Genomic DNA, 19,570 nt, shown 5'->3' on the forward strand with positions numbered 1-19,570 from the left:
CCTGAAATAACCCACTCCCCCATATCTCTATCTTCCTGCCAGATATCTCTCCCATCAACCAGTAGCGGCTCGCGCCCAGCTAAGGTATCATTGCCCGCTATACTATTGGTACACGCCCTTTACAATTGAATTTATGGCAAAAGAACAAACTGATCGCACCACACTGGATTTGTTCGCAGATGAACGCAGGCCAGGGCGACCGAAAACGAATCCGCTGTCCAGGGACGAGCAGCTTAGGATCAATAAACGCAACCAGTTGCGCAGAGATAAAGTCAAAGGACTGCGTCGAGTGGAATTGAAGCTCAATGAAGATGCCATCGATGCTTTAAACCATCTGGCAAAAGAGCGCAATATCAGCCGCAGCGAGCTGATTGAACAAATGTTATTAGCTCAACTGGCAGAAAATCACCTTACTAATTAACGGCTTTCACTCGACAGTATGAAACGACGTTACCACACAAATCTGACAGACTTGTCATTGATGTTTGGTCAAAATAACGCTTTTAATTTTATTAAAACTGACATTTTTCCTGCTGGTTTCAGCGTGATGTGTATAGCTTAATACACAATTAAAATAAGAGGTTAACCCATTTTATGGCAATAATAGGTATATTCTTCGGCAGCGATACAGGCAACACAGAGAACATTGCCAAAATGATCCAAAAAAAATTGGGCGGTGCTGATGTTGCTGAAGTCCACGATATTGCCAAAAGCAGCAAAGAAGATATTGAAGCTTTCGATATCCTGCTGCTCGGCATTCCGACTTGGTATTATGGTGAAGCTCAGTGTGACTGGGATGATTTCTTCCCGACACTGGGAGAGATCAATTTCGATGGCAAACTCATCGCTCTGTTCGGCTGTGGCGATCAGGAAGATTACGCAGAGTACTTCTGTGATGGGATGGGGACGATTCGCGATATCATTGAACCTCTTGGTGCTATTATCGTAGGTCACTGGCCAACCGAAGGGTATCACTTTGAAGTCTCCAAAGGTATGGCTGATGATAACCATTTTATTGGCCTTGCTATCGATGAAGATCGCCAGCCAGAATTGACGGATGAGCGCGTTGAAACTTGGGTACAGCAGATTAAGGCCGAGATGAGCCTGTCAGAAATTCTTGGTGTATAAGGAGCCAAGCTCCTTTTCACGGGATAATTCCTCAATAATGTGTCATGATATCGGGATAGGTATGGTTTTCATTTCAAGTATCCGTGCCTATAATCTATCACGTGAAACAGAATCATGATTCTCTCACGATACACCCAAGTATCATAAGTTCACCTTACTAAGTTACAGGACTGAATCCGCATGACCGACAACAATAAAGCATTGAAAAATGCTGGACTTAAAGTAACACTTCCACGCCTGAAAATTTTGGAAGTGCTACAGGATCCAGAATGCCATCATGTCAGTGCGGAAGATCTCTACAAAAAACTGATTGATATCGGTGAAGAGATTGGCCTCGCCACTGTCTATCGCGTGTTGAACCAGTTCGATGATGCCGGCATTGTCACACGTCACAATTTTGAAGGCGGTAAATCGGTTTTTGAACTCACTCAACAGCATCACCATGACCATCTGATTTGCCTTGACTGCGGTAAAGTCATTGAGTTCAGTGATGAGTTTATTGAAGAGCGCCAGAAAGATATCGCTGAACGTTACGGGATCAAGCTGTCAAACCATAGTCTCTACTTGTATGGTCACTGTACTGCTGGTGATTGCCGCAAAGATAGCACAATGCATGATGAAAACTCATGATGAGAAAGCACGACACGATAAGAAGTTCTGACAATTATCCACTTCTGTGTCTCATGTAGTCTGAATAAGCTACTGCCGATTAGCTCAAGCTAATCGGCAGGCTGCTTTTTAAAAGAAATATCAGAGCGTGATTTTTACTTCTTCATCTCGGCTAAAACGCTTACCATCAGTACTGACAGAGCGCACTTTCACATTATTGCTGACATGTGGACGCTGCCTGTCATCGTAAATCGCCCATGTTTTACCGCCATCCAGCGAATACTGGATCGCTAGCCCCGGCAAGGCGATATTGGCTTCCAACGTTCCGGATACAATCCTTCCCCCAGGTACTGGCAACCGATAGGCGATGTTAGCTTTGTCCAATTTAGCCAGCTCATGTTGTCCCATCAAATTGGCAAAATCTATCCAATCATTGTTGATCGCATTAGTATCAACATAATGTGTTACGCCGCCCTTATATTCCCTGCCCTGCTGGTAATTCTGTTCCCAACTCGCCTGATGCCATGCACGTTCCGCCAATGGCAACAAGCGCGGGTAAATCATGTATTCCATCTGATCATCAGTACGCACGGTTTCGCTCCATGATTGCCCTGATAGCCCATAAGCTCCCGGCCAATGTTTGTTGCTCTGGGTATTGAAGCGGTTGCCGTCGCGATCCACCGATGTTTCAGCATTTTGTGGCATATTGTTCGGCGCAAAACTGAAAATTTTTGCTTCATCGTTGAAGCGTGTTGCCCAATAGTAGCCGCGCTCTTTCGGACTAACTTCATACGGCATATCAAGGTAGACATAATCAGGGCTGGAAACGACCACTCGATAGCCCTTATTCGCCCAATCATTGGCAGAATCATAGCCTCCCCAATAGAGTGTATCCCAGAAATTCACTGCCACATGCTTGGTGGCGAAATCTTTTGCCGACTTCGCATGTTTCAAGCCATCCTGCCATGCCTGCATTGTATCAATGCCGTGAGTATTGACGATCTTGCTGACTTCAATGGCAAAATGACTGTCAAGTTCACTAACATCTTTAACAATGCCCTGCGCTATCATTTTTTGGCAAGCCTGAGATTTTGCCCACGGTTTGTCTTCTATCTTTTTGTTGATGATCCCTTTGCCCGGTTCTATTGGGCCATCTTTGTCCTGATACCCCGTTCCCAAACGAATGTTTTTCGCTTCATCACCACCAAAATGCCATGTTTTCAACGGTAATTCCGCTTCTCTGTGCATTAAAGCGATTTCGCTGATAATTTTGTCAACAAACCGTTTGGAGGAATCCATACACGGATTTAAATAACTGCGGCGATCGTAGAACTGTACTGATGTCGCATTCGTGGTATCAGTCGGGTCAAGCAGGCGATATTCATTGGCCTCCTGCTCTTTCCCCTGTGCCATCAGGTTTTTGTAACGGGCTTCCATCGACACAACCGCTGCACGAGCGTGAGCAGGGGTATCAATCTCGGGGATCACTTCTATCTGGCGCGCTTTGGCATATTTCAAGATATCAATGTAATCCTGACGACTAAAATAGCCACTTCCCATATTATTGCTATCAGGCCCTGATCCTAATTGCGGCAACAAACATTGAGTTTCACTCAGATCATGACAGCGTTTGCTCCCGACTTCAGTCAGCTCCGGCAGACCGGGGATTTCCAGACGCCAGCCCTCATCATCGCTCAAGTGGAAATGGAATTTGTTCAGTTTATAACTGGACATTTGATCGAGCAGACGCAAGACAGCTTCCTTACTGTGGAAGTTACGCCCAACATCTAAAAATATGCCTCGATAATCGAATCTGGGCGCGTCTTTTGCCGTCAGTGTGGCAATTGTAGGATCACCATTGGCAGGGAGCAGAGATAACAATGATTGCAGGCCATAAAACACACCGGATTGATCAAATGCGACGATTTGCGTTCCTTGAGTTGTGATATTCAGCGAATAAGCCCCTTGCACTCGCCAAGTGCCCGTAAATTTGTTTGCGTTGATCTGTGCCGCAATCCGATAGCCATTATCTGTTAGCTTGATATTGTGAGAGGCAAAACGTTCTCGAATAACGTTGATTGATGCGTTGCTCAACCCGCCCAACTCCAGTTTCACACCACGGGACAGGTTTACATCTTGTGAATGGATAGTCAGCGTTTTTGGCGTCGGAATAACCTGTCCACGCAGTTTATCCCCGCTGATTTTTACCATCTGCTGGTTTTTTACAAAACGAGTTTCCGGAGTCATCAGAATATTGTTATCCAGCGTAGTCCGTTTCCACTGCTCATCTGTAAAATCAGATAAAAACGCACTCAGATCTTCCGTATCGGTATTCGCCAGTATTTTAGGCATCGCATCACCGGAAGTGGCATACCAGCGTGGCATAAAATCTGTGCTGTAAATCTGCCAGTATTCTCCAAAGATCGGTAACAAGATTTTTTCATTGGCTTTGATACCGATGAATTTTTCCGTCGGCTCCAGCTTATGTAAGTCACCCGTGATATGCGTGATTTTGTATTGCTCATGATCGACTTTCAGGATCTGGCGAATACTGTGAAAATAGATCGCCCAGTCAGAAGAGTCGATCGCCTGATTGCCATTAGCTAATGTGATATGAACCCGATTACAGGAAGCCCCGTCCGCGCCTAAAATGGCACAATCGGTTCCATGTGCTCCTGCTTGATTATCCTTAATTTTGAAATTCACTTTTAATTGACTAAGCGAATCCACTATCTGCTGTGACGTCATTTCTGCATGAACACAGCCCATTAATCCAACTGTCGTGATGAGTGCTGCCAAGGTACGCAATTTAACGCTTTTCATGAATGACCTCGTCTGAACTTATTATTCTTTTATACCCTGCAACTTCAGATTTATCGGGTATAGCTGGGTAATGCTGCTTCTGTCAGTCAATACCGCGCTATAACAAACGCAGAAACAGCGACGACAGTCCATAAAAGATGCTAATTGGCACAGTTACAGTAAATGTAATATTTTTTCCGCCCAGAAGAACAGGCTATTTTTTATACCACCAGTTATCAATAGCAAATAACCCTACATAAAATAGGACTATAAGGCAATTTTTAATCTTTAGTGGGGAGAGTCAATTTTCATTACAAATATTTTAAACATAAAAAAAGCGCGATAATAATCGCGCCTTTTTAATGTTTTGGTTATAAAAATTAGCTCTGGTTATTCCTGAGAGATCTTTGTCCAAGTATCACGCAAGCCAACTGTGCGGTTAAATACCAGATGTTCTGCACTGGAGAGGCCGCTATCAGCACAGAAATAACCTTCACGTTCGAACTGATAAGTTCTTTCTGGCTGTGCATTCACCAGCCCTGGCTCGACAAAACCTTTACGCACGACCAACGATTCTGAATTGATAGTGGATAGGAAATCATCTTCCGCCCCTGGGTTTGGCACACTGAACAAACGGTCATACAAATAGAATTCCGCTGGCACGGCATGTACCGCACTCACCCAGTGAATCACACCTTTGACTTTGCGGCCGTCAGCCGGATCTTTGTTCAGTGTCTGCTCATCATAGTGGCAGTAAATGGTAGTGATATTGCCTTCCGCATCTTTTTCAACATGCTCTGCCTTAATCACATAAGCATTACGCAGGCGCACTTCTTTGCCGAGCACCAGACGTTTGTACTGACGGTTAGCTTCTTCGCGGAAATCAGCACGATCAATATAAACCTCACGGCTGAATGGGACTTCGCGGCTGCCCATTTCTGGCTTGTTAGGATGGTTCGGCATCGTCAGGATCATTTCACCTTCCGGCATATTCTCAATCACCAGTTTAACCGGATCAAGAACCGCCATCGCCCGTGGTGCATTTTCGTTCAGATCATCCCGGATACAGGATTCCAATGCGGCCATTTCGACGTTGTTATCCTGCTTGGTGACACCAATGCGGCGGCAGAATTCACGGATAGCCGCAGCAGTATAACCACGACGGCGCAGGCCGGAAATGGTTGGCATACGTGGATCATCCCAACCGTTGACAATATTTTCGGTCACCAATTGGTTGAGTTTACGCTTGGACATCACCGTGTATTCTAGATTCAGGCGAGAAAATTCGTACTGACGCGGATGGCAGTCAATCGTAATGTTATCCAGTACCCAGTCATACAGGCGACGGTTATCCTGAAACTCCAATGTACATATTGAATGGGTGATCCCTTCCAGCGCATCGGAAATACAGTGGGTAAAATCGTACATCGGGTAGATGCACCATTTATTGCCGGACTGGTGATGCTCGGCAAATTTGATGCGATAAATCACCGGATCACGCATCACGATGAATGGAGATGCCATATCAATTTTGGCACGCAGACACGCTTTACCTTCAGCAAATTCACCGGCACGCATTTTTTCAAACAGGGCAAGGTTTTCTTCCACACTGCGATCACGGTAAGGACTGTTTTTACCCGGCTCTTTCAGCGTTCCGCGGTATTCGCGGATCTGTTCAGGGCTGAGTTCATCAACATAGGCCAGACCTTTATTGATCAATTCAATGGCGTATTGATACAGCATATCGAAATAGTCAGAAGAGTAGCGAATATTGCCACTCCAGTGGAAACCCAGCCACTGTACGTCAGTTTTAATGGAGTCAACGTACTCGATATCTTCCTTAACTGGGTTTGTATCGTCAAAACGTAGGTTGCATTGCCCCTGGTAGTCTTGCGCGATGCCGAAATTCAGGCAGATCGACTTCGCATGGCCGATATGCAGATAGCCATTAGGTTCAGGCGGGAAACGGGTATGTACGGATGTATGTTTACCCGTTGCCAGATCTTCGTCAATAATCTGACGAATAAAGTTGGTCGGGCGGGCATCTGCCTCACTCATCATTTTATTCCTCAATGCAAAAAGCGCTTTAACATAACCTTCTATATTCTAATAAGCTGAACCGAGAAACAACTCTTTGTTAGTGGGAAATGGGGTTCGGAGCAAAGTTAATGCGGAAAAGCGGGAAGACAAACCCCTTCCCGCGACAATTAAGAGAAAATCTTACTTTAGTTCAACATTCGTTACGTATTTTTGAGCAACAAAATAAGCTGTTGGTTTAACGCTCATCAATAAAATCAACTCACACGATGACTGTTCAATACGGCGATCAGTTGATCCGCACAATAAACAATATGTTCTTCATCCCAAGTAGGGTGCAGATACAAGCTGATGGTTCTCGGCAATAAAGAACGTGCAGTTTCACAGACAACATCACGGTAATTGACAGATTCAGGGGATGTGTATTCTTTCGAATGAAAAGGGAAATTGGCTGAACCAAACCCACGTAGATCTCTGAACACTTTCTCACCATAGGCTTCAGGCCACTGGATTTTAAATGCCGGAATACCTATCTTTTTCAAATCACTCAGGATGATTTCAGCAGTGCAATCCAGTTTGGCAAGATCAAAAACAATGGGATATAACCAGTACGCATTGCATCTGTCTTCATTATTCAATGGCAGGCCGTGGATCAAGTCGATATCCGCAAATTTTTCATCGTAGATCTTCGCATATCTCTTGCGATTGTTCATATTCCAATCATCAAATCGCTCTAACTCGTTCAGACCGATAATCGATTGAATTTCAGTCATACGGTAATTGTAACCGATTCGATTATGCACATGCCATGAAACTTCTTCTAAAGCGAGAAGATCAAATTTTCTTCTCACATCAAACCCATGATCACGATAAGCCCGGCATTCCCAACCTATTTCAGTATTGTTGGTCACGACCATGCCGCCCTCTCCCCCCGTAGTAAAATGTTTTGACTGGCAGAAGCTAAACGTACCGATATCCCCAATTGTACCAGCCGATTTTCCTTTATATTTTCCGCCGAGACATTGTGCGCTATCTTCGATCACTTTGAGGTTATGCTGGCGGGCAATCGCCATGATTGGGTCCATATCAGATACGACACCATAAAGATGCACGACAATAATTGCTTTCGTGCGCGGTGTAATCAGTGCTTCTATCTTAGTGGGATCAATGGTGTGCTCTTCTGTCGTATCACAAAAAACAGGAATAGCGCCACATTGTAAAACAGCAAAGGAAGTTGCAATAAAAGTGTAAGAAGGCACGATAACTTCATCGCCGGGGCCGATATTTAATGCGCCAACAGCAATATTTACGGCAGAAGTCCCGGAATTACATGAAATTGCCATTTCTGCGCCAATCCAATGCGCAAATTTATTTTCAAACTCCATGCCTTTTTTTCCAGTCCAATAATTTACTTGACCAGATAACAGGGGTTCTTGAATATCTTTCAGTGTTTTTTCTGTAAAACTTGGCCATTGTGGGAAATTCATAATTTTACACCTTAATATTTTTAAAATAGATAAAATTAATCCTATAAAATAAATCACATAACTAATCAATCAGATTATTTCAATGTTTCTTTATCAATTTTGTATTTGCTACCATAATTAATGCACCAATAGCTAATATATAAAATGCTGTCTCCAGACCAGAACTCTGGGCAATAAATCCTATTAAAGCTGGCCCAATCATAATTCCAAAATATCCAAATGTGACAATAGAAGCGACAGCATGGCTAGGAAGCATAACTTTTTGCGTTCCAGATATTGAACATAAGATTGGAACAATATTTGATGATCCCAACCCAATAAAGAAAAACCCAATCATAGATAGATTGAGAGTTCCTACATTAACAACGATAAGAAATCCAATGAAGATACTGAGTGTACCAACAAAAAATACTTTCCCCCTTCCTATTTTTGATATAACCCGATCTCCCATGAATCGTCCTATTGTCATCGCTGCTGCAAAGGCAGCATACCCAAATCCACTGAATGAAATATCAATATTACGCTCACTAACTAAAAATACTCCACTCCAGTCAATTACAGAACCTTCAATAATTCCCATTAAAAAACAAAGCAAACTTGCTACAATAATGATTCCACGAGGAAAAACAATTTTTTTACTATCGCTATCCCCATGATTTTTATGACGACTAATGAGTCCAGAAAAAGAAAACAAAAATAACACAGACAATATAAAAGATATAATTAAGCATGCTGCAAGCGCTGAGAAATTCAAATAAAGTAATATCGATACACCAGCAGCACCAAAGATCCCCCCTAGACTAAAAAACCCATGAAATCCTGACATTAAATTTCTATTTGTATTTTTTTCGACCTCAACCGCCTGAATATTCATTGCAACATCCACTGTACCAATGGATGCACCAAATATAAAAAGCATAAAACCCAGTTGAGTGACATTAGGCGCCAATATTAAAAGCGGTAAAGAAACAATAGCAAAAATTCCTGAAGATATAATAACCTTACGACAACCAAATAAAGTGGTAAGAAATCCTGTAATCGGCATCGAAACAATTGAGCCAAAGCCAAGAAAAAGTAATAAAAAACCTAGCTCTCCTGCATCAATATTTAAATCAGCCTTTACCAAGGGTATAAGAGGAGCCCACGCAGCAATTCCCATACCTGCTGCCAAGAAAACAATTCTAGTAGAAATAACATTATTCATTAAGCATCTCAACTATAATATTTATATAAAATAATTACATTTCAGTTAATTATAAATGTTTAACAGTAAATAATTTCAAATTTACATTTATAAATTCATATTGACTCTGAAAGAATTAATGCCCATCTCAGTAATCTTAATTTCATTCCAGTCATTAATTAGACCTATAACTGAATCAAACATTTTTTCTTTTCCACCAATCTGTATGACCTTACACCCTGCTGCTAATGCGCTTTGTACCCCAGCATGAGCATCTTCAAAAACTAAACAATCTTCAGCCGCAATATTCAAACGTTCTGCTGCCATAAGATAGGGATCAGGATAGGGCTTACCATTCAGCACATCATCAGAACCAATTATGAAGTCTGGTATCTTAAGACCACAAATTGCCATCCTATGATATGCAACTCGTTGGCTGGCAGAAGTGACTATAGCCCACGGACAAGCCGCTAAAGAAATCAGAAATTCTTTTGCCCCAGGCAATGCCTTTGCAGTATCAGAATATTTAATTTCTAAATCATCTAATAGCTGTATTTGTTCTTCCATATTCAAATGAGGAGCAATAGACGAAATAACATCTCTGGAACGAACACCATGACAAATATCCAACACTTTTTTTATGGATATATTGTTCAATTCGCACCATATAGACCAAATAGCCTCAACTTCTGAAAGTGATTTAACTAAAGTACCATCCATATCAAATAAAATAGCTTTTATATTAATAACTTCCATTACCCCTCCATAATAAAATACACACATTACAAACACTATTTCATGTTCATTAAGGTGAATTATAATTAATTATAAAAATAATAAATCAGTGGAAATAAATTAAAACCAACGTCAAATCGCTTATTGACAAATAAACTCAGATCACTTTAGGATCATTGATATACCCGTCGTCATTGAAGATGCTTGATTTTTCATTTGTATCAGATCATGATTGCGCCCATGAAAATTAATCTAACAGATGCCCAAAAAGACGCCCTCGAATTGATGCATGATACGACTCGCGATGGACGAGTACGTGACCGCATCAAGGCCGTGCTTTTGGCCTCAGAAGGCTGGACTGCCCAGATGATTGCTCAGGCTTTGCGGATCCATGAAAGTACGGTGAGCCGCCATCTGAAAGATTACTTCTCTGAGGAAAAACTCGCCCCTGAAAATGGGGGCTCTGAAAGCCGTTTGTCTGCCGAACAAACAACAGAATTAGTTGAGTATCTGATGGCAAATTTGATGCACACTACCGCACAAATTGTGGCCTATGTTCGGGCACGATGGCAGGTGACTTTCACTGTCGCAGGAATGACGAAATGGCTTCACCGTCAAGGTTTCAGCTACAAGAAGCCAATGGGTGCTCCGCATAAATTTGATGCGGATAAACAGCAACAGTTTATTGAAACCTACAACGCGCTGAAAGAAGAATGTGGCCAGAATGCGCCTATTTTATTTATTGATGCGGTTCACCCGACCCTGTCCACAAAATTAAGTTATGGCTGGATGAAGAGCGGGCGGAAGCACGTCAAAGTGGTTGAAACCACAGGCAGTCGTACTCGACTCAACATCATGGGTGCCCTTAATTTACAACGGATTGAAGAGACTATTGTTCGTGAATATCCGACGATTAACGCGAAAAATGTCGTCCTTTTTTTCGGCTCAATCCGGGAAACCTATCCACTTTCGCAAAAAATCCACATTATTCTGGATGGTGCGGGTTATCACCGTTCCGGAGTCGTCCAATTTTTTGCCGAGGTTTTGAATATTGAGTTGCACTACCTGCCGCCTTACAGCCCTAATCTCAACCCGATTGAGCGATTATGGAAGTATGTGAATGAGCAGGTACGAAACAATGTCTATTTTCCGGATACCAAAACATTCCGTGAAACGCTGCGCCACTTTTTTCATGTCACATTGCCAGAAAAAGCGAAAGAACTCACCACTCGGTTGACTGATAACTTCCAGATTTTAAAACCCGCATCTTCAAGTTAATTGCGTATAAATAAGTTTTCAAAATAGTAGATCACTTGAAGGGAACTCAGCCCGGTTTTTGCGATCTGATTAATCGCCAAATCAAAAAAATCCCAAAATGGACTGAGTAATGCCAATCATAGCACCCATACCCCGAAGTGAACGACGTCAGATGAAAAAATTTATTCATAAAACCCGGGATAAAGATTATGCACGCCGACTCATGGCACTCTTAATGTTACATGAAGGCAAGACCGTTTCTGCCATCTCCAGAACCCTTCATTGTTCACGTTCTTCGGTTAATCGTTGGATAAATTGGTTTACATTATATGGGCTGGAAGGATTAAAAAGTTTACCGTCAGGAAGACCTGCTATCTGGAATTTAGCGCCACTTTTTAGTTTGCTGTCGTTCTTATTACAGCACTCCCCACAGGATTTTGGCTGCCTGCGTTCACGTTGGAGCATTGAGCTGATTACTCGAATAATCAATGAATTATTCGGTTTGTCGCTTTCGCAAAGTACGTTCTATCGTTATTTCTGTCAGGTCGGTATTGTCTGGCGAAGGGCAGCACCTACCGTCAAAAAGCCTGATCCTGAGTATGACGAAAAAATGGCAAAAATCACTGAAGCTTTATCCAGCGTGTCAGAACAACATCCTGTTTTTTACGAAGATGAAGTCGATATTGACCTTAACCCCAAAATCGGGGCGGACTGGTGTCTGAAAGGACAACAAAAACGGGTCATGACGCCGGGAAAAAATCAAAAACACTACTTTGCGGGCTGCCTTGACGCCCAAACAGGCCAAGTGACTTATGTCAGCGGTATAAAGAAAAATTCTGATTTATTTATCAACATGTTAAAGGAACTGAATGGCCAATATCGCCATGCAAAAAACATCACGTTGATTTTAGATAACTATGGCATTCATAAAAGCCGGAAAGTCAGGGCATGGCTACAACAAAATCCTAAATTTAATTTGTTGTTTTTACCGGTCTATTCGCCATGGATAAATAAGATTGAACGCCTATGGCAATCATTGCATGAAACTGTCACACGGGATCATTGTTGTCAGTATATGTGGCAACTCTTGAAATGCGTTGAAGCGTTTATTAACGCATTTTCATCAGGGCAACAACCGGGAATGAGAAAAATGAGTGTATCACTATTATGAAAACTTATTTATATCCGGCGTCATGATTGGCTCATTTGCCTGTGCCATGATGTCATTCGCACCCTGTTTCCTTATCACTACATAGGTCTGTTCAGAGTCGAAAGATCGAGGATAGACAATCCCGGCCGCTTTTGGGTAATACCTGAATAAGTGCGCTCAAGTAGCAGGTCACGCTCAAATTCTACAACGGCAGCAATCACCTGCATGGTCATTTTTCCACCTTATCCAGAAGACGAACAAATCCTGGTCTTTTTTTCATGGCAACAGGGCTACTGATCTATTGTATTCAGCAACGCCTGTGAGGCATGATGATTGATTATGTTTGAATTGAGAGTATCTCATTATTACGAGAGGTATGACACGAATGCGTTGTCATTATCTGTTCAGTAACTGTAGGTGCTGAATGAATATCAGCACCACAAAAGAAGTTGTTTCTTTAAGAAGATTTAAGCACTTCTACACGCGCTTTATTGTAGGTAAGGAAACCTGAAATTACCGCTAATAGTAATGCTGTAGAGGCGAGCAGGCCGCCCACTAAATTGAGTGAAGCGTAACCATAATTAGCGGCGATAACAATCCCGCCCAACCATGCGCCGAGTGCATTGCCTAAATTAAAAAAACCAATATTGACTGAGGAAACGAGATTAGGCGCACCGGCTTCTTGAGCTTTATCCATCACCAGACGCTGGATTGGCGATACTGTAGCAAAGCCAAACGCCGCCATCAGAAATATACTCAAGCAGGCAATGAATGGATTGTCGCCATAAAGCCAGAAAATAAATAAAACTAAGGCTTGTAACCCGAGTGTCCAATATAACAATGGCATCATCGCCTTGTCCGCGAGTTTTCCCCCGACGATATTGCCAAAGAAAAATCCCAACCCCAAGACGACAAGAATCCATGTGATTGCACTTTCTGAAAAACCTGCAATATGGGTCATCAACGGCGCGATATAAGTAATAGCCGTAAAGAATGCAGCAGGGCCTAAAACCGTGATCCCCATCGCCAGCAGAACATGGATATTTGTAAAGGCCAGCAATTCCTTTTTGATGCTGGTAGGCGTTTGTTGTGTGAATTTAGGTAATAATTTTAAAATACCGAGTAATGCGATAATGCCGATAAAGGTAATAATTGCAAAAGTGACACGCCATGAAATAATTTTGCCTATCCATGTACCAAGCGGTATACCAATAAGATTGGCAAGCGTCATTCCACTGAACATAAATGCGATAGCGCTTGTCTTCTTATTTTCTGCCACCAGTTCGGCCGCAATAATAGCGCCTATTCCCATAAAAGCGCCGTGGGTAAGAGATGTTACTATGCGGCCAACAATTGCCAGATAGAATGTGGGAGCTAAAGCAGTCAAAGCATTTCCAATAATAAATAACATCATTAATATGGCGAGCATCTTTTTTCTTTCTACCTGTCTCCCCAATATAATCAAAACGGGCGCACCAACAAATACACCAAGAGCATAACTGGTTGCCATATACCCCGCCATAGGTATTGAAATATTAAACTCGGTTGCAATTTCAGGAAGTAATCCGGCGATAATGAATTCGGTTGTAGCAATTCCAAATGTTGCTATGGCTAGAGCCCAAATAGCTGCAGGCATAGGGGAAACTCCTAATGAGTGATGAGAAATGGGGTTATTGTTGAAACATTCTGTCTTTATCTTTGGATGTTGTCTCTGTAGTAATATATTCCTGCGGCATCTCATTTGGAAGCAATTATAAATCAGTTAGATCAAGACAAACGGGTGACATGTTCCCAAAAATGTGAAGATAATGGACAAAAAAGCTATTTTTTCTGGAAAGTGTTTTGCCCAAAAGCAAGTGCTTTTGAGCACATTAGTTTTGTCATGCCAACGATGGAGTAACCCATAAATACAGCAGCAATCAATACAAAGAAAATGACCATGGCGCAAGCTTTGGTCAAATTTCTCAATCAGCAATTTATTGACGTGGATGGAGAAGAATATCCTTTTATCCGTGGCGTTGCTACTGGTTTTGCCAAGCAGAAAAAACGCCGGCAGATACCTTTGCCTGCCGCCAACCCTAGCCGTAAGTGGTTATTTACATGGGAAAAAGATCATCAGTGGGTTAATGGTGTTGCGTATGTGGAAAAACATACCCGCCGTTAATCTGGCAAATCAGTCGATGGTGGATGTTTCATTGGGAAGGTTTCCTTTCTGCCGACTTTCGTCGAGCATTTTGCGATGGGTACGCAGGATATAGTAATCAACTAACAACATACCCATATGAACGGCAGCCACACACAGCAGGGATAAACGCTGTTCTTGTGGCTCGGGCTTAATGGACAGTGTTCAATTTTGAGCACTATCATCGTTCCTCGATTTGCTTTAGATAAAGAGGACGCCTTTTTCAATGAGGCGTTCAGGAATATATCTATCTAATTGAAATTGCATACAAAACTCTTCAAATTGCTGGGTGGAGTGGACATTAGCTTTCTGATAGATGGTGTATATTCTGTTTTCTATCGTCTTATGGCTGACATTGTATATCTGGGCTATTTCCTTATTTGAACGTCTTTGCAACATAAAAAAGATGGTATCCAGTTCACTTTTGGTAAATAGATCTGTTGTAGCTTCTGTAGTGAGAACACTTGGTTTTTGGCGATTAATATATTTTAGAGGGGAGAGAGTACTCATTGGTTTGGCATTCCAAACTATCCCGATGCACTCTTTTTTATCGTTGTACACAGGGAATTTCTCACTGATGAAAGGCGCTAAGCTGTTTTTTCCATACCAATAATGTGTCTCAATAATAGAAACTTTGTCTTTAGATTCTTCAGTCCTCCTATCATGTTCTTTTAGATCTTGTGAAAATTGATCTTCAGACCAATGTGTCGGAAATTCACAGTCAAGTTTACCCTCTATGTCAAAATCTTCTGGTGTGTTGGTGTAAAGATATGCGGCTTTATTCATATAGATATGTCGGGACGCTAAATCTTTAATTCCCCAAGGATCGCTTAGATGCTCCATCATGGCGATCAGTCCCTTGAAATAGGGTTCATTATTTTTATAGGAAAAACTCATTTTTATCTCATATAATTTATAAATGTTAAATTTTATATTAAAAATAATAACTGTTGTATCTATGTATTTATTAACTCCTGATGTATGAATACTAATTTTTTTTGAAAAATGATGTGTTTAAAATCAAAAGTATCAATATAATCGATATCCTCACTATTTTTTGACTGTTTTACGGTTTTTTATTATCCATTTCCTAGTGTGTCTATTAAAATATAACCTATTGATGAAATATTTTCTATATAAGACAATTTTATTGTAATATTATATAATTCTATTCAAAAATAAATTGCTATCACTTTTTATGTTTTACGACAAGGGTGTTTTTCACTCTTTCCAGACCTAATAAAAAGTGTTTACCCTAAAAATCCATGTAAATTAACTGGTTATATATTTTTCTGGGCGTTGATATGTATAAAAAACAAAAAATGGAACACCTGAGAAAAAATTTGCAATACTTACTTGATTCCAGAGGAGAGAGCCGGGTATCGATCTGTGATCGAACCGGGCTTAACCGCACAACTATTTATAATATTCTGGATGGGAGAGTTCAAAACGTTCATTCTTCAACGATACAGAAAGTATCCAACTTTTTTGGTGTGTCGTATAGGGAGATAGAAACGATCGATATTGCAGAAAAGGAACGTATTGATGCTATTGTTTCTTATGAAGGAAACATGAATCCCTGTGCCGTTCCGCTATTTATGCAATCTGAGTGTATTATCTCTGGTTTTTTTGACAGTAAAATAGGCTCGCTGATTGTTGAAAGAAAACTCACTTATTATTTTGGTTCTGGCCCGAATATCGTTGCTATTCTACTTGAGAATGATTTCCCGGGTAAATATAATGCTGGTGATTTATTAATAATCAAAAGAGGTAATTACCAGAACAATAACCCAAAGTTATGTTTCGATCAAAGACAGCAACTGTTTCATATTAAAGAATTTAATAGTGAAGTTACGACAAATTTGATGGTGATTGGAGATATAATGGAAGAGCGGTTCGGATATGGGAAAAAAATATAAATTACTGGGATTTAACGGTCAGGATAGTACAGCGAATGTATTAATTTTATCAACAGGAAAAATTTTAAAAATAAACGTAAAGGAGCTTGAGAAAAGTGAAATAGCAGACGATCTAGACAATCATGAAATAAAATCACTTTATAGAAAGATATATTCTAGCTTTCCAAACGTCCCCTCAGTCTATGAAATTGAAGAACGTAATGAAAAATCTTGGGTTGTTTATTCATTTCTCGCGTTACTACTGACAATTTTCTACACTTTCAGTAATATAGCGGCAGCTAAACCCGTTTACATTGATTATCTTGATATCATTGTTACCCCAGGTACTTTCATTTATCCTTTTTCATTTTTAGTCATTGATTTACTGAGTGAATTCTATGGATTCAGGCTAGCAAGAAAAGCGATATATATGTCATTGGCTTCTAATCTGATTATTGTATCCTTGCTGAGTATCTCGACAAGTCTACCTGCCATCGCAAGCTGGGATTTAAATGATCAGTACAATGCCCTGATGAGTCATATTTTATCGGCGATCTTTGCTTCTTCGCTGTCATTTCTAGTTTCAGAGCTTGTTAACTCCTATATATTATGTAAGCTGAAGGATGTGACAAACTCCCGATTTTTAGCGTTAAGAGTGTTTTTTAGTACCTTTATCGCATCAATTCTTGACAGTTTTGTTTTCTGTTTCATCGCATTCTATGGAAAACTTCCTGTAAATCAAATTGTTGTCATGATGATTGTTCAAATTTTAATTAAAATTTTCTTTGCATTATTTAATATTTTCCCTGCTTACGGCTCACGTTATTTATTTAATCGGTGGGTTGGTAAAACAGCAAATTAATGAATGGCATGGGGAACTTCTCCATGCCATTTTTTGATAAAACCCTGTCTTATTTTGTTTTGCGTCGTCGTCATGTGATGGGTTGACATTTTTGCTATGTGTCACTATTTGCCATTCACTCCGTTATTGTGATTCTGCTACCATTTCGATTTTTTATACAGTAACCCTACTCATATTCATGTTATCTATCCATTATGGCGGGTGCTTTACCTTGTTTTTTGCTGCACAGAATGGCTTCTGTACTTATGTATAAAATTTAATTAAATATCAATTACATATGTATTTTCGTTTGTTATTTTGTTCATGATGAATCAAATAATGACATGAATATTCATCACTAAAATCAACATTTATGTTTTTATATGTTGATTTTAGCGTGTGTCTGGTGTATTAATTTGATCGTTAAAATATAAGTTATAATTAAGTTTTTGTCTGGATACTGATAAAGGAAGTCTAACTTCCCTTTAAACAGACAAATTATTTTCATTATTTTGAATAGATGATTTCTATTCGCCCAACACCAGAATATTAGTACGTTTTTTATTCTTATAATAGTCAGTCCCTTAACCAGATCTTTTGGTTAAGGGACTGAAAAATCTACTATACCCAATAGATTTCAATTTACAGTTCAGCGGCAAGTTAACGCAGCTAACAACGAAGATGAAGGGTATCAGCTCAGCAAACCCATTCAGACCAGTATCTTGGCAGATAGGCGATAGATCTTCTCGTGGCCTGTCATTTCGCCAAACTCTGCTCTAACTATCATCCCTTCTATAAATGTCATCAGGGCTTCTGTTTTGATTTCTGCATCCGTCTGATTGGCAGAGAAAATGGAAGATAAGAGTGATTTTAACCATGTCTTATGCCGTTGAGCCTGTTTGACAATCAGCTCATCGTGGCCTTTGAACTCGGCTAAGGCATGCATAAATAAGCACCCTTGAAAATCGGCTGATCTGAACCATGAGAAGTGCCAGTCAAGGATAGCATTCAGCTTATTTTCCGTTCCCTTAGTGGCAAATACCACCGTATTGAGTTCCTCTTCAAATCTCTTATGTCGTCTGATTAACATACTCTCTATCAGTTTGTTTTTGGAACCGAAATAGCGGTACATGGATGTTTTTGACACATTCGCCTTATCTCGGATCAGATCGACTCCTACCGCGTTATAGCCGAATTCATTAAACAGGGATTCAGCGATATCTAAGATATGTTCTTTTTTGCTCATAATATTTTCTTCTTGTTTATTCTAATTAGTTCTAATGATCGTCCATATTCCTGACAAATCGAACGTTGCCTTTATGTGTACAGATCTGTACTATTTGTTGCTATGTACAGAACTGTACACTTAGAGTATCACATTGACTGAGTCATATCGCAAACGAATCATAGGGAGACTAAAGCATGAGTAAATTAAGAGGAGGAGGTGGATTACCACCTAAGCCGGATCTTGTTCAACTAACGAAAGGGTTATCAGGCGGCTTTTTGGGGATCTTGTTGCTCAGTTATTTAAGCCAAACAACGGAATATCCTTGGTTAATGGCGCCTTTTGGAGCGACATGTGCCATTTTGTTTGCTGCACCAACTTCTCCGCTTGCTCAACCACGGAATGTTATTGGTGGACATTTACTCACTACGGCGGTGGGGCTTGTCGCACTATATACATTGGGTAATTCCATGATTGTGATGTCACTGGCAGTCGGCATTGCGATTATGCTGATGCAGTTATTCCGGGTAGTTCATCCGCCTGCGGGGGCTAATCCGTTAGTGGTACTTCTCGCAGGGCAAGAGGCCGTGGGTTTTGATTTTCTTTTAACACCTGTATTAACGGGCAGCTTGGCACTGGTCATCATTGCATCTTTTCTTAATAACCTAGGAAAAGAGAGTTGTTGGCCATTATATTGGTATGGTTTTACCAAAAGAAAAGATAGCTGACGCTCATTCGAAGTGTGATTTATTTAACTGTGCTATATAACACGATAATAAATTGGATTAATATTTAATATTCTCTGTTTTCGCCTGAAGGTTAAAGAATATATGCCATTGGGCGATTTTTACTTCTGTTTGTTAAAGTAATGTTTAAATTTCTGATGCCGGTAAAAAAGTAAATAACGGGCAGATGTAAAGCACATTATCCAAATATGCTATTTTATTCCCTCCATAAGTATCTTATTTTCCCGCTCTCCCATTGATATTAATGTTCACCAAATTCTCTTTATCGGAGATGAATTTAATGATGTGAT

General features: G+C 40.6%; 17 protein-coding genes and 2 pseudogenes. 9 read left to right on the plus strand and 10 right to left on the minus strand.

The features are described from left to right. The first annotated feature begins 133 nt into the window (after window positions 1-133). From ybfE to fur, 3 genes are all read left to right on the plus strand, one after another. Window positions 134-421, plus strand: a complete 288-nt coding sequence (gene ybfE, locus XBJ1_RS04780; protein WP_012987660.1) for a LexA regulated protein — start codon at window positions 134-136, stop codon at window positions 419-421. Between the two features lie 173 nt (window positions 422-594). Further along, entirely contained in the window at window positions 595-1,128 is a 534-nt protein-coding gene (gene fldA / locus XBJ1_RS04785) for a flavodoxin FldA (protein WP_012987661.1), read from the plus strand. 180 nt (window positions 1,129-1,308) lie between these two features. After that, the gene (gene fur, locus XBJ1_RS04790) at window positions 1,309-1,758 is read left to right on the plus strand and encodes a ferric iron uptake transcriptional regulator (RefSeq protein WP_012987662.1); all 450 of its coding nucleotides are present in this window, start codon (window positions 1,309-1,311) and stop codon (window positions 1,756-1,758) included. A gap of 120 nt (window positions 1,759-1,878) precedes the next feature. On the opposite strand, the gene XBJ1_RS04795 is transcribed toward fur, so the two are convergent. The 5 genes from XBJ1_RS04795 to XBJ1_RS04815 all read right to left on the minus strand — a co-directional run bounded on the left by XBJ1_RS04795 (window position 1,879) and on the right by XBJ1_RS04815 (window position 10,002). After that, the gene (locus tag XBJ1_RS04795; RefSeq protein ID WP_012987663.1) at window positions 1,879-4,560 is read right to left on the minus strand and encodes a beta-N-acetylhexosaminidase; all 2,682 of its coding nucleotides are present in this window, start codon (window positions 4,558-4,560) and stop codon (window positions 1,879-1,881) included. Between the two features lie 369 nt (window positions 4,561-4,929). Beyond that, on the minus strand, window positions 4,930-6,597 hold the full coding sequence (gene glnS / locus XBJ1_RS04800; protein WP_012987664.1) for a glutamine--tRNA ligase: 1,668 nt from the start codon (window positions 6,595-6,597) through the stop codon (window positions 4,930-4,932). A 236-nt stretch (window positions 6,598-6,833) separates the two neighbouring features. After that, on the minus strand, window positions 6,834-8,063 hold the full coding sequence (locus XBJ1_RS04805) for a DegT/DnrJ/EryC1/StrS family aminotransferase (protein WP_012987665.1): 1,230 nt from the start codon (window positions 8,061-8,063) through the stop codon (window positions 6,834-6,836). A 79-nt stretch (window positions 8,064-8,142) separates the two neighbouring features. Beyond that, entirely contained in the window at window positions 8,143-9,267 is a 1,125-nt protein-coding gene (locus XBJ1_RS04810) for an MFS transporter (RefSeq protein ID WP_012987666.1), read from the minus strand. A gap of 87 nt (window positions 9,268-9,354) precedes the next feature. Next, the gene (locus tag XBJ1_RS04815) at window positions 9,355-10,002 is read right to left on the minus strand and encodes an HAD-IA family hydrolase (RefSeq protein WP_038182958.1); all 648 of its coding nucleotides are present in this window, start codon (window positions 10,000-10,002) and stop codon (window positions 9,355-9,357) included. A 219-nt stretch (window positions 10,003-10,221) separates the two neighbouring features. Between XBJ1_RS04815 and XBJ1_RS04820 the strand changes: the two genes are divergently transcribed. Beyond that, a complete protein-coding gene (locus XBJ1_RS04820; RefSeq protein WP_041573280.1) occupies window positions 10,222-11,259 on the plus strand; it encodes an IS630 family transposase in 1,038 nt (345 codons plus the stop codon). A 109-nt stretch (window positions 11,260-11,368) separates the two neighbouring features. Then, a complete protein-coding gene (locus tag XBJ1_RS04830) occupies window positions 11,369-12,409 on the plus strand; it encodes an IS630 family transposase (protein WP_038198415.1) in 1,041 nt (346 codons plus the stop codon). 125 nt (window positions 12,410-12,534) lie between these two features. On the opposite strand, the pseudogene XBJ1_RS20585 reads toward XBJ1_RS04830, so the two are convergent. Together XBJ1_RS20585 and XBJ1_RS04835 are read right to left on the minus strand one after the other, a co-directional pair. Continuing rightward, window positions 12,535-12,627: pseudogene (locus XBJ1_RS20585) on the minus strand (recombinase family protein); the annotation flags it as partial. A gap of 218 nt (window positions 12,628-12,845) precedes the next feature. After that, the gene (locus XBJ1_RS04835; protein ID WP_012987671.1) at window positions 12,846-14,024 is read right to left on the minus strand and encodes an MFS transporter; all 1,179 of its coding nucleotides are present in this window, start codon (window positions 14,022-14,024) and stop codon (window positions 12,846-12,848) included. Window positions 14,025-14,306: 282 nt separating this feature from the next. On the opposite strand from XBJ1_RS04835, the pseudogene XBJ1_RS19465 reads away from it, so the two are divergent. Then, window positions 14,307-14,420: pseudogene (locus XBJ1_RS19465) on the plus strand (myo-inositol catabolism protein IolD); the annotation flags it as partial. A 141-nt stretch (window positions 14,421-14,561) separates the two neighbouring features. Here the strand turns inward: XBJ1_RS19465 and XBJ1_RS22725 are convergent. Both XBJ1_RS22725 and XBJ1_RS04845 read right to left on the minus strand, forming a co-directional pair. Next, window positions 14,562-14,684 carry a hypothetical protein gene (locus tag XBJ1_RS22725; RefSeq protein WP_269763716.1) on the minus strand — a complete coding sequence of 41 codons (123 nt, stop codon included), beginning with the start codon at window positions 14,682-14,684 and terminating at the stop codon, window positions 14,562-14,564. 87 nt (window positions 14,685-14,771) lie between these two features. Beyond that, window positions 14,772-15,467 carry a helix-turn-helix transcriptional regulator gene (locus tag XBJ1_RS04845; RefSeq protein WP_012987674.1) on the minus strand — a complete coding sequence of 232 codons (696 nt, stop codon included), beginning with the start codon at window positions 15,465-15,467 and terminating at the stop codon, window positions 14,772-14,774. Window positions 15,468-15,874: 407 nt separating this feature from the next. Between XBJ1_RS04845 and XBJ1_RS04850 the strand changes: the two genes are divergently transcribed. After that, window positions 15,875-16,489: a helix-turn-helix domain-containing protein gene (locus tag XBJ1_RS04850; protein ID WP_038185912.1), complete on the plus strand. Its 615-nt coding sequence runs from the start codon at window positions 15,875-15,877 to the stop codon at window positions 16,487-16,489. Continuing rightward, entirely contained in the window at window positions 16,473-17,330 is an 858-nt protein-coding gene (locus XBJ1_RS04855) for a queuosine precursor transporter (RefSeq protein WP_012987676.1), read from the plus strand. Before XBJ1_RS04850 ends, XBJ1_RS04855 begins: the two co-directional genes overlap by 17 nt. Window positions 17,331-18,018: 688 nt before the next feature. Here the strand turns inward: XBJ1_RS04855 and XBJ1_RS04860 are convergent. Beyond that, on the minus strand, window positions 18,019-18,555 hold the full coding sequence (locus XBJ1_RS04860; RefSeq protein WP_012987677.1) for a TetR/AcrR family transcriptional regulator: 537 nt from the start codon (window positions 18,553-18,555) through the stop codon (window positions 18,019-18,021). A gap of 176 nt (window positions 18,556-18,731) precedes the next feature. Here XBJ1_RS04860 and XBJ1_RS04865 point away from each other — a divergent pair, with 176 nt between their 5' ends. Beyond that, window positions 18,732-19,262, plus strand: a complete 531-nt coding sequence (locus tag XBJ1_RS04865; protein WP_012987678.1) for an HPP family protein — start codon at window positions 18,732-18,734, stop codon at window positions 19,260-19,262. Window positions 19,263-19,570: the final 308 nt, after the last annotated feature.

It is taken from the genome of Xenorhabdus bovienii SS-2004 (genome assembly GCF_000027225.1).
Taxonomy (GTDB): domain Bacteria; phylum Pseudomonadota; class Gammaproteobacteria; order Enterobacterales; family Enterobacteriaceae; genus Xenorhabdus; species Xenorhabdus bovienii_C.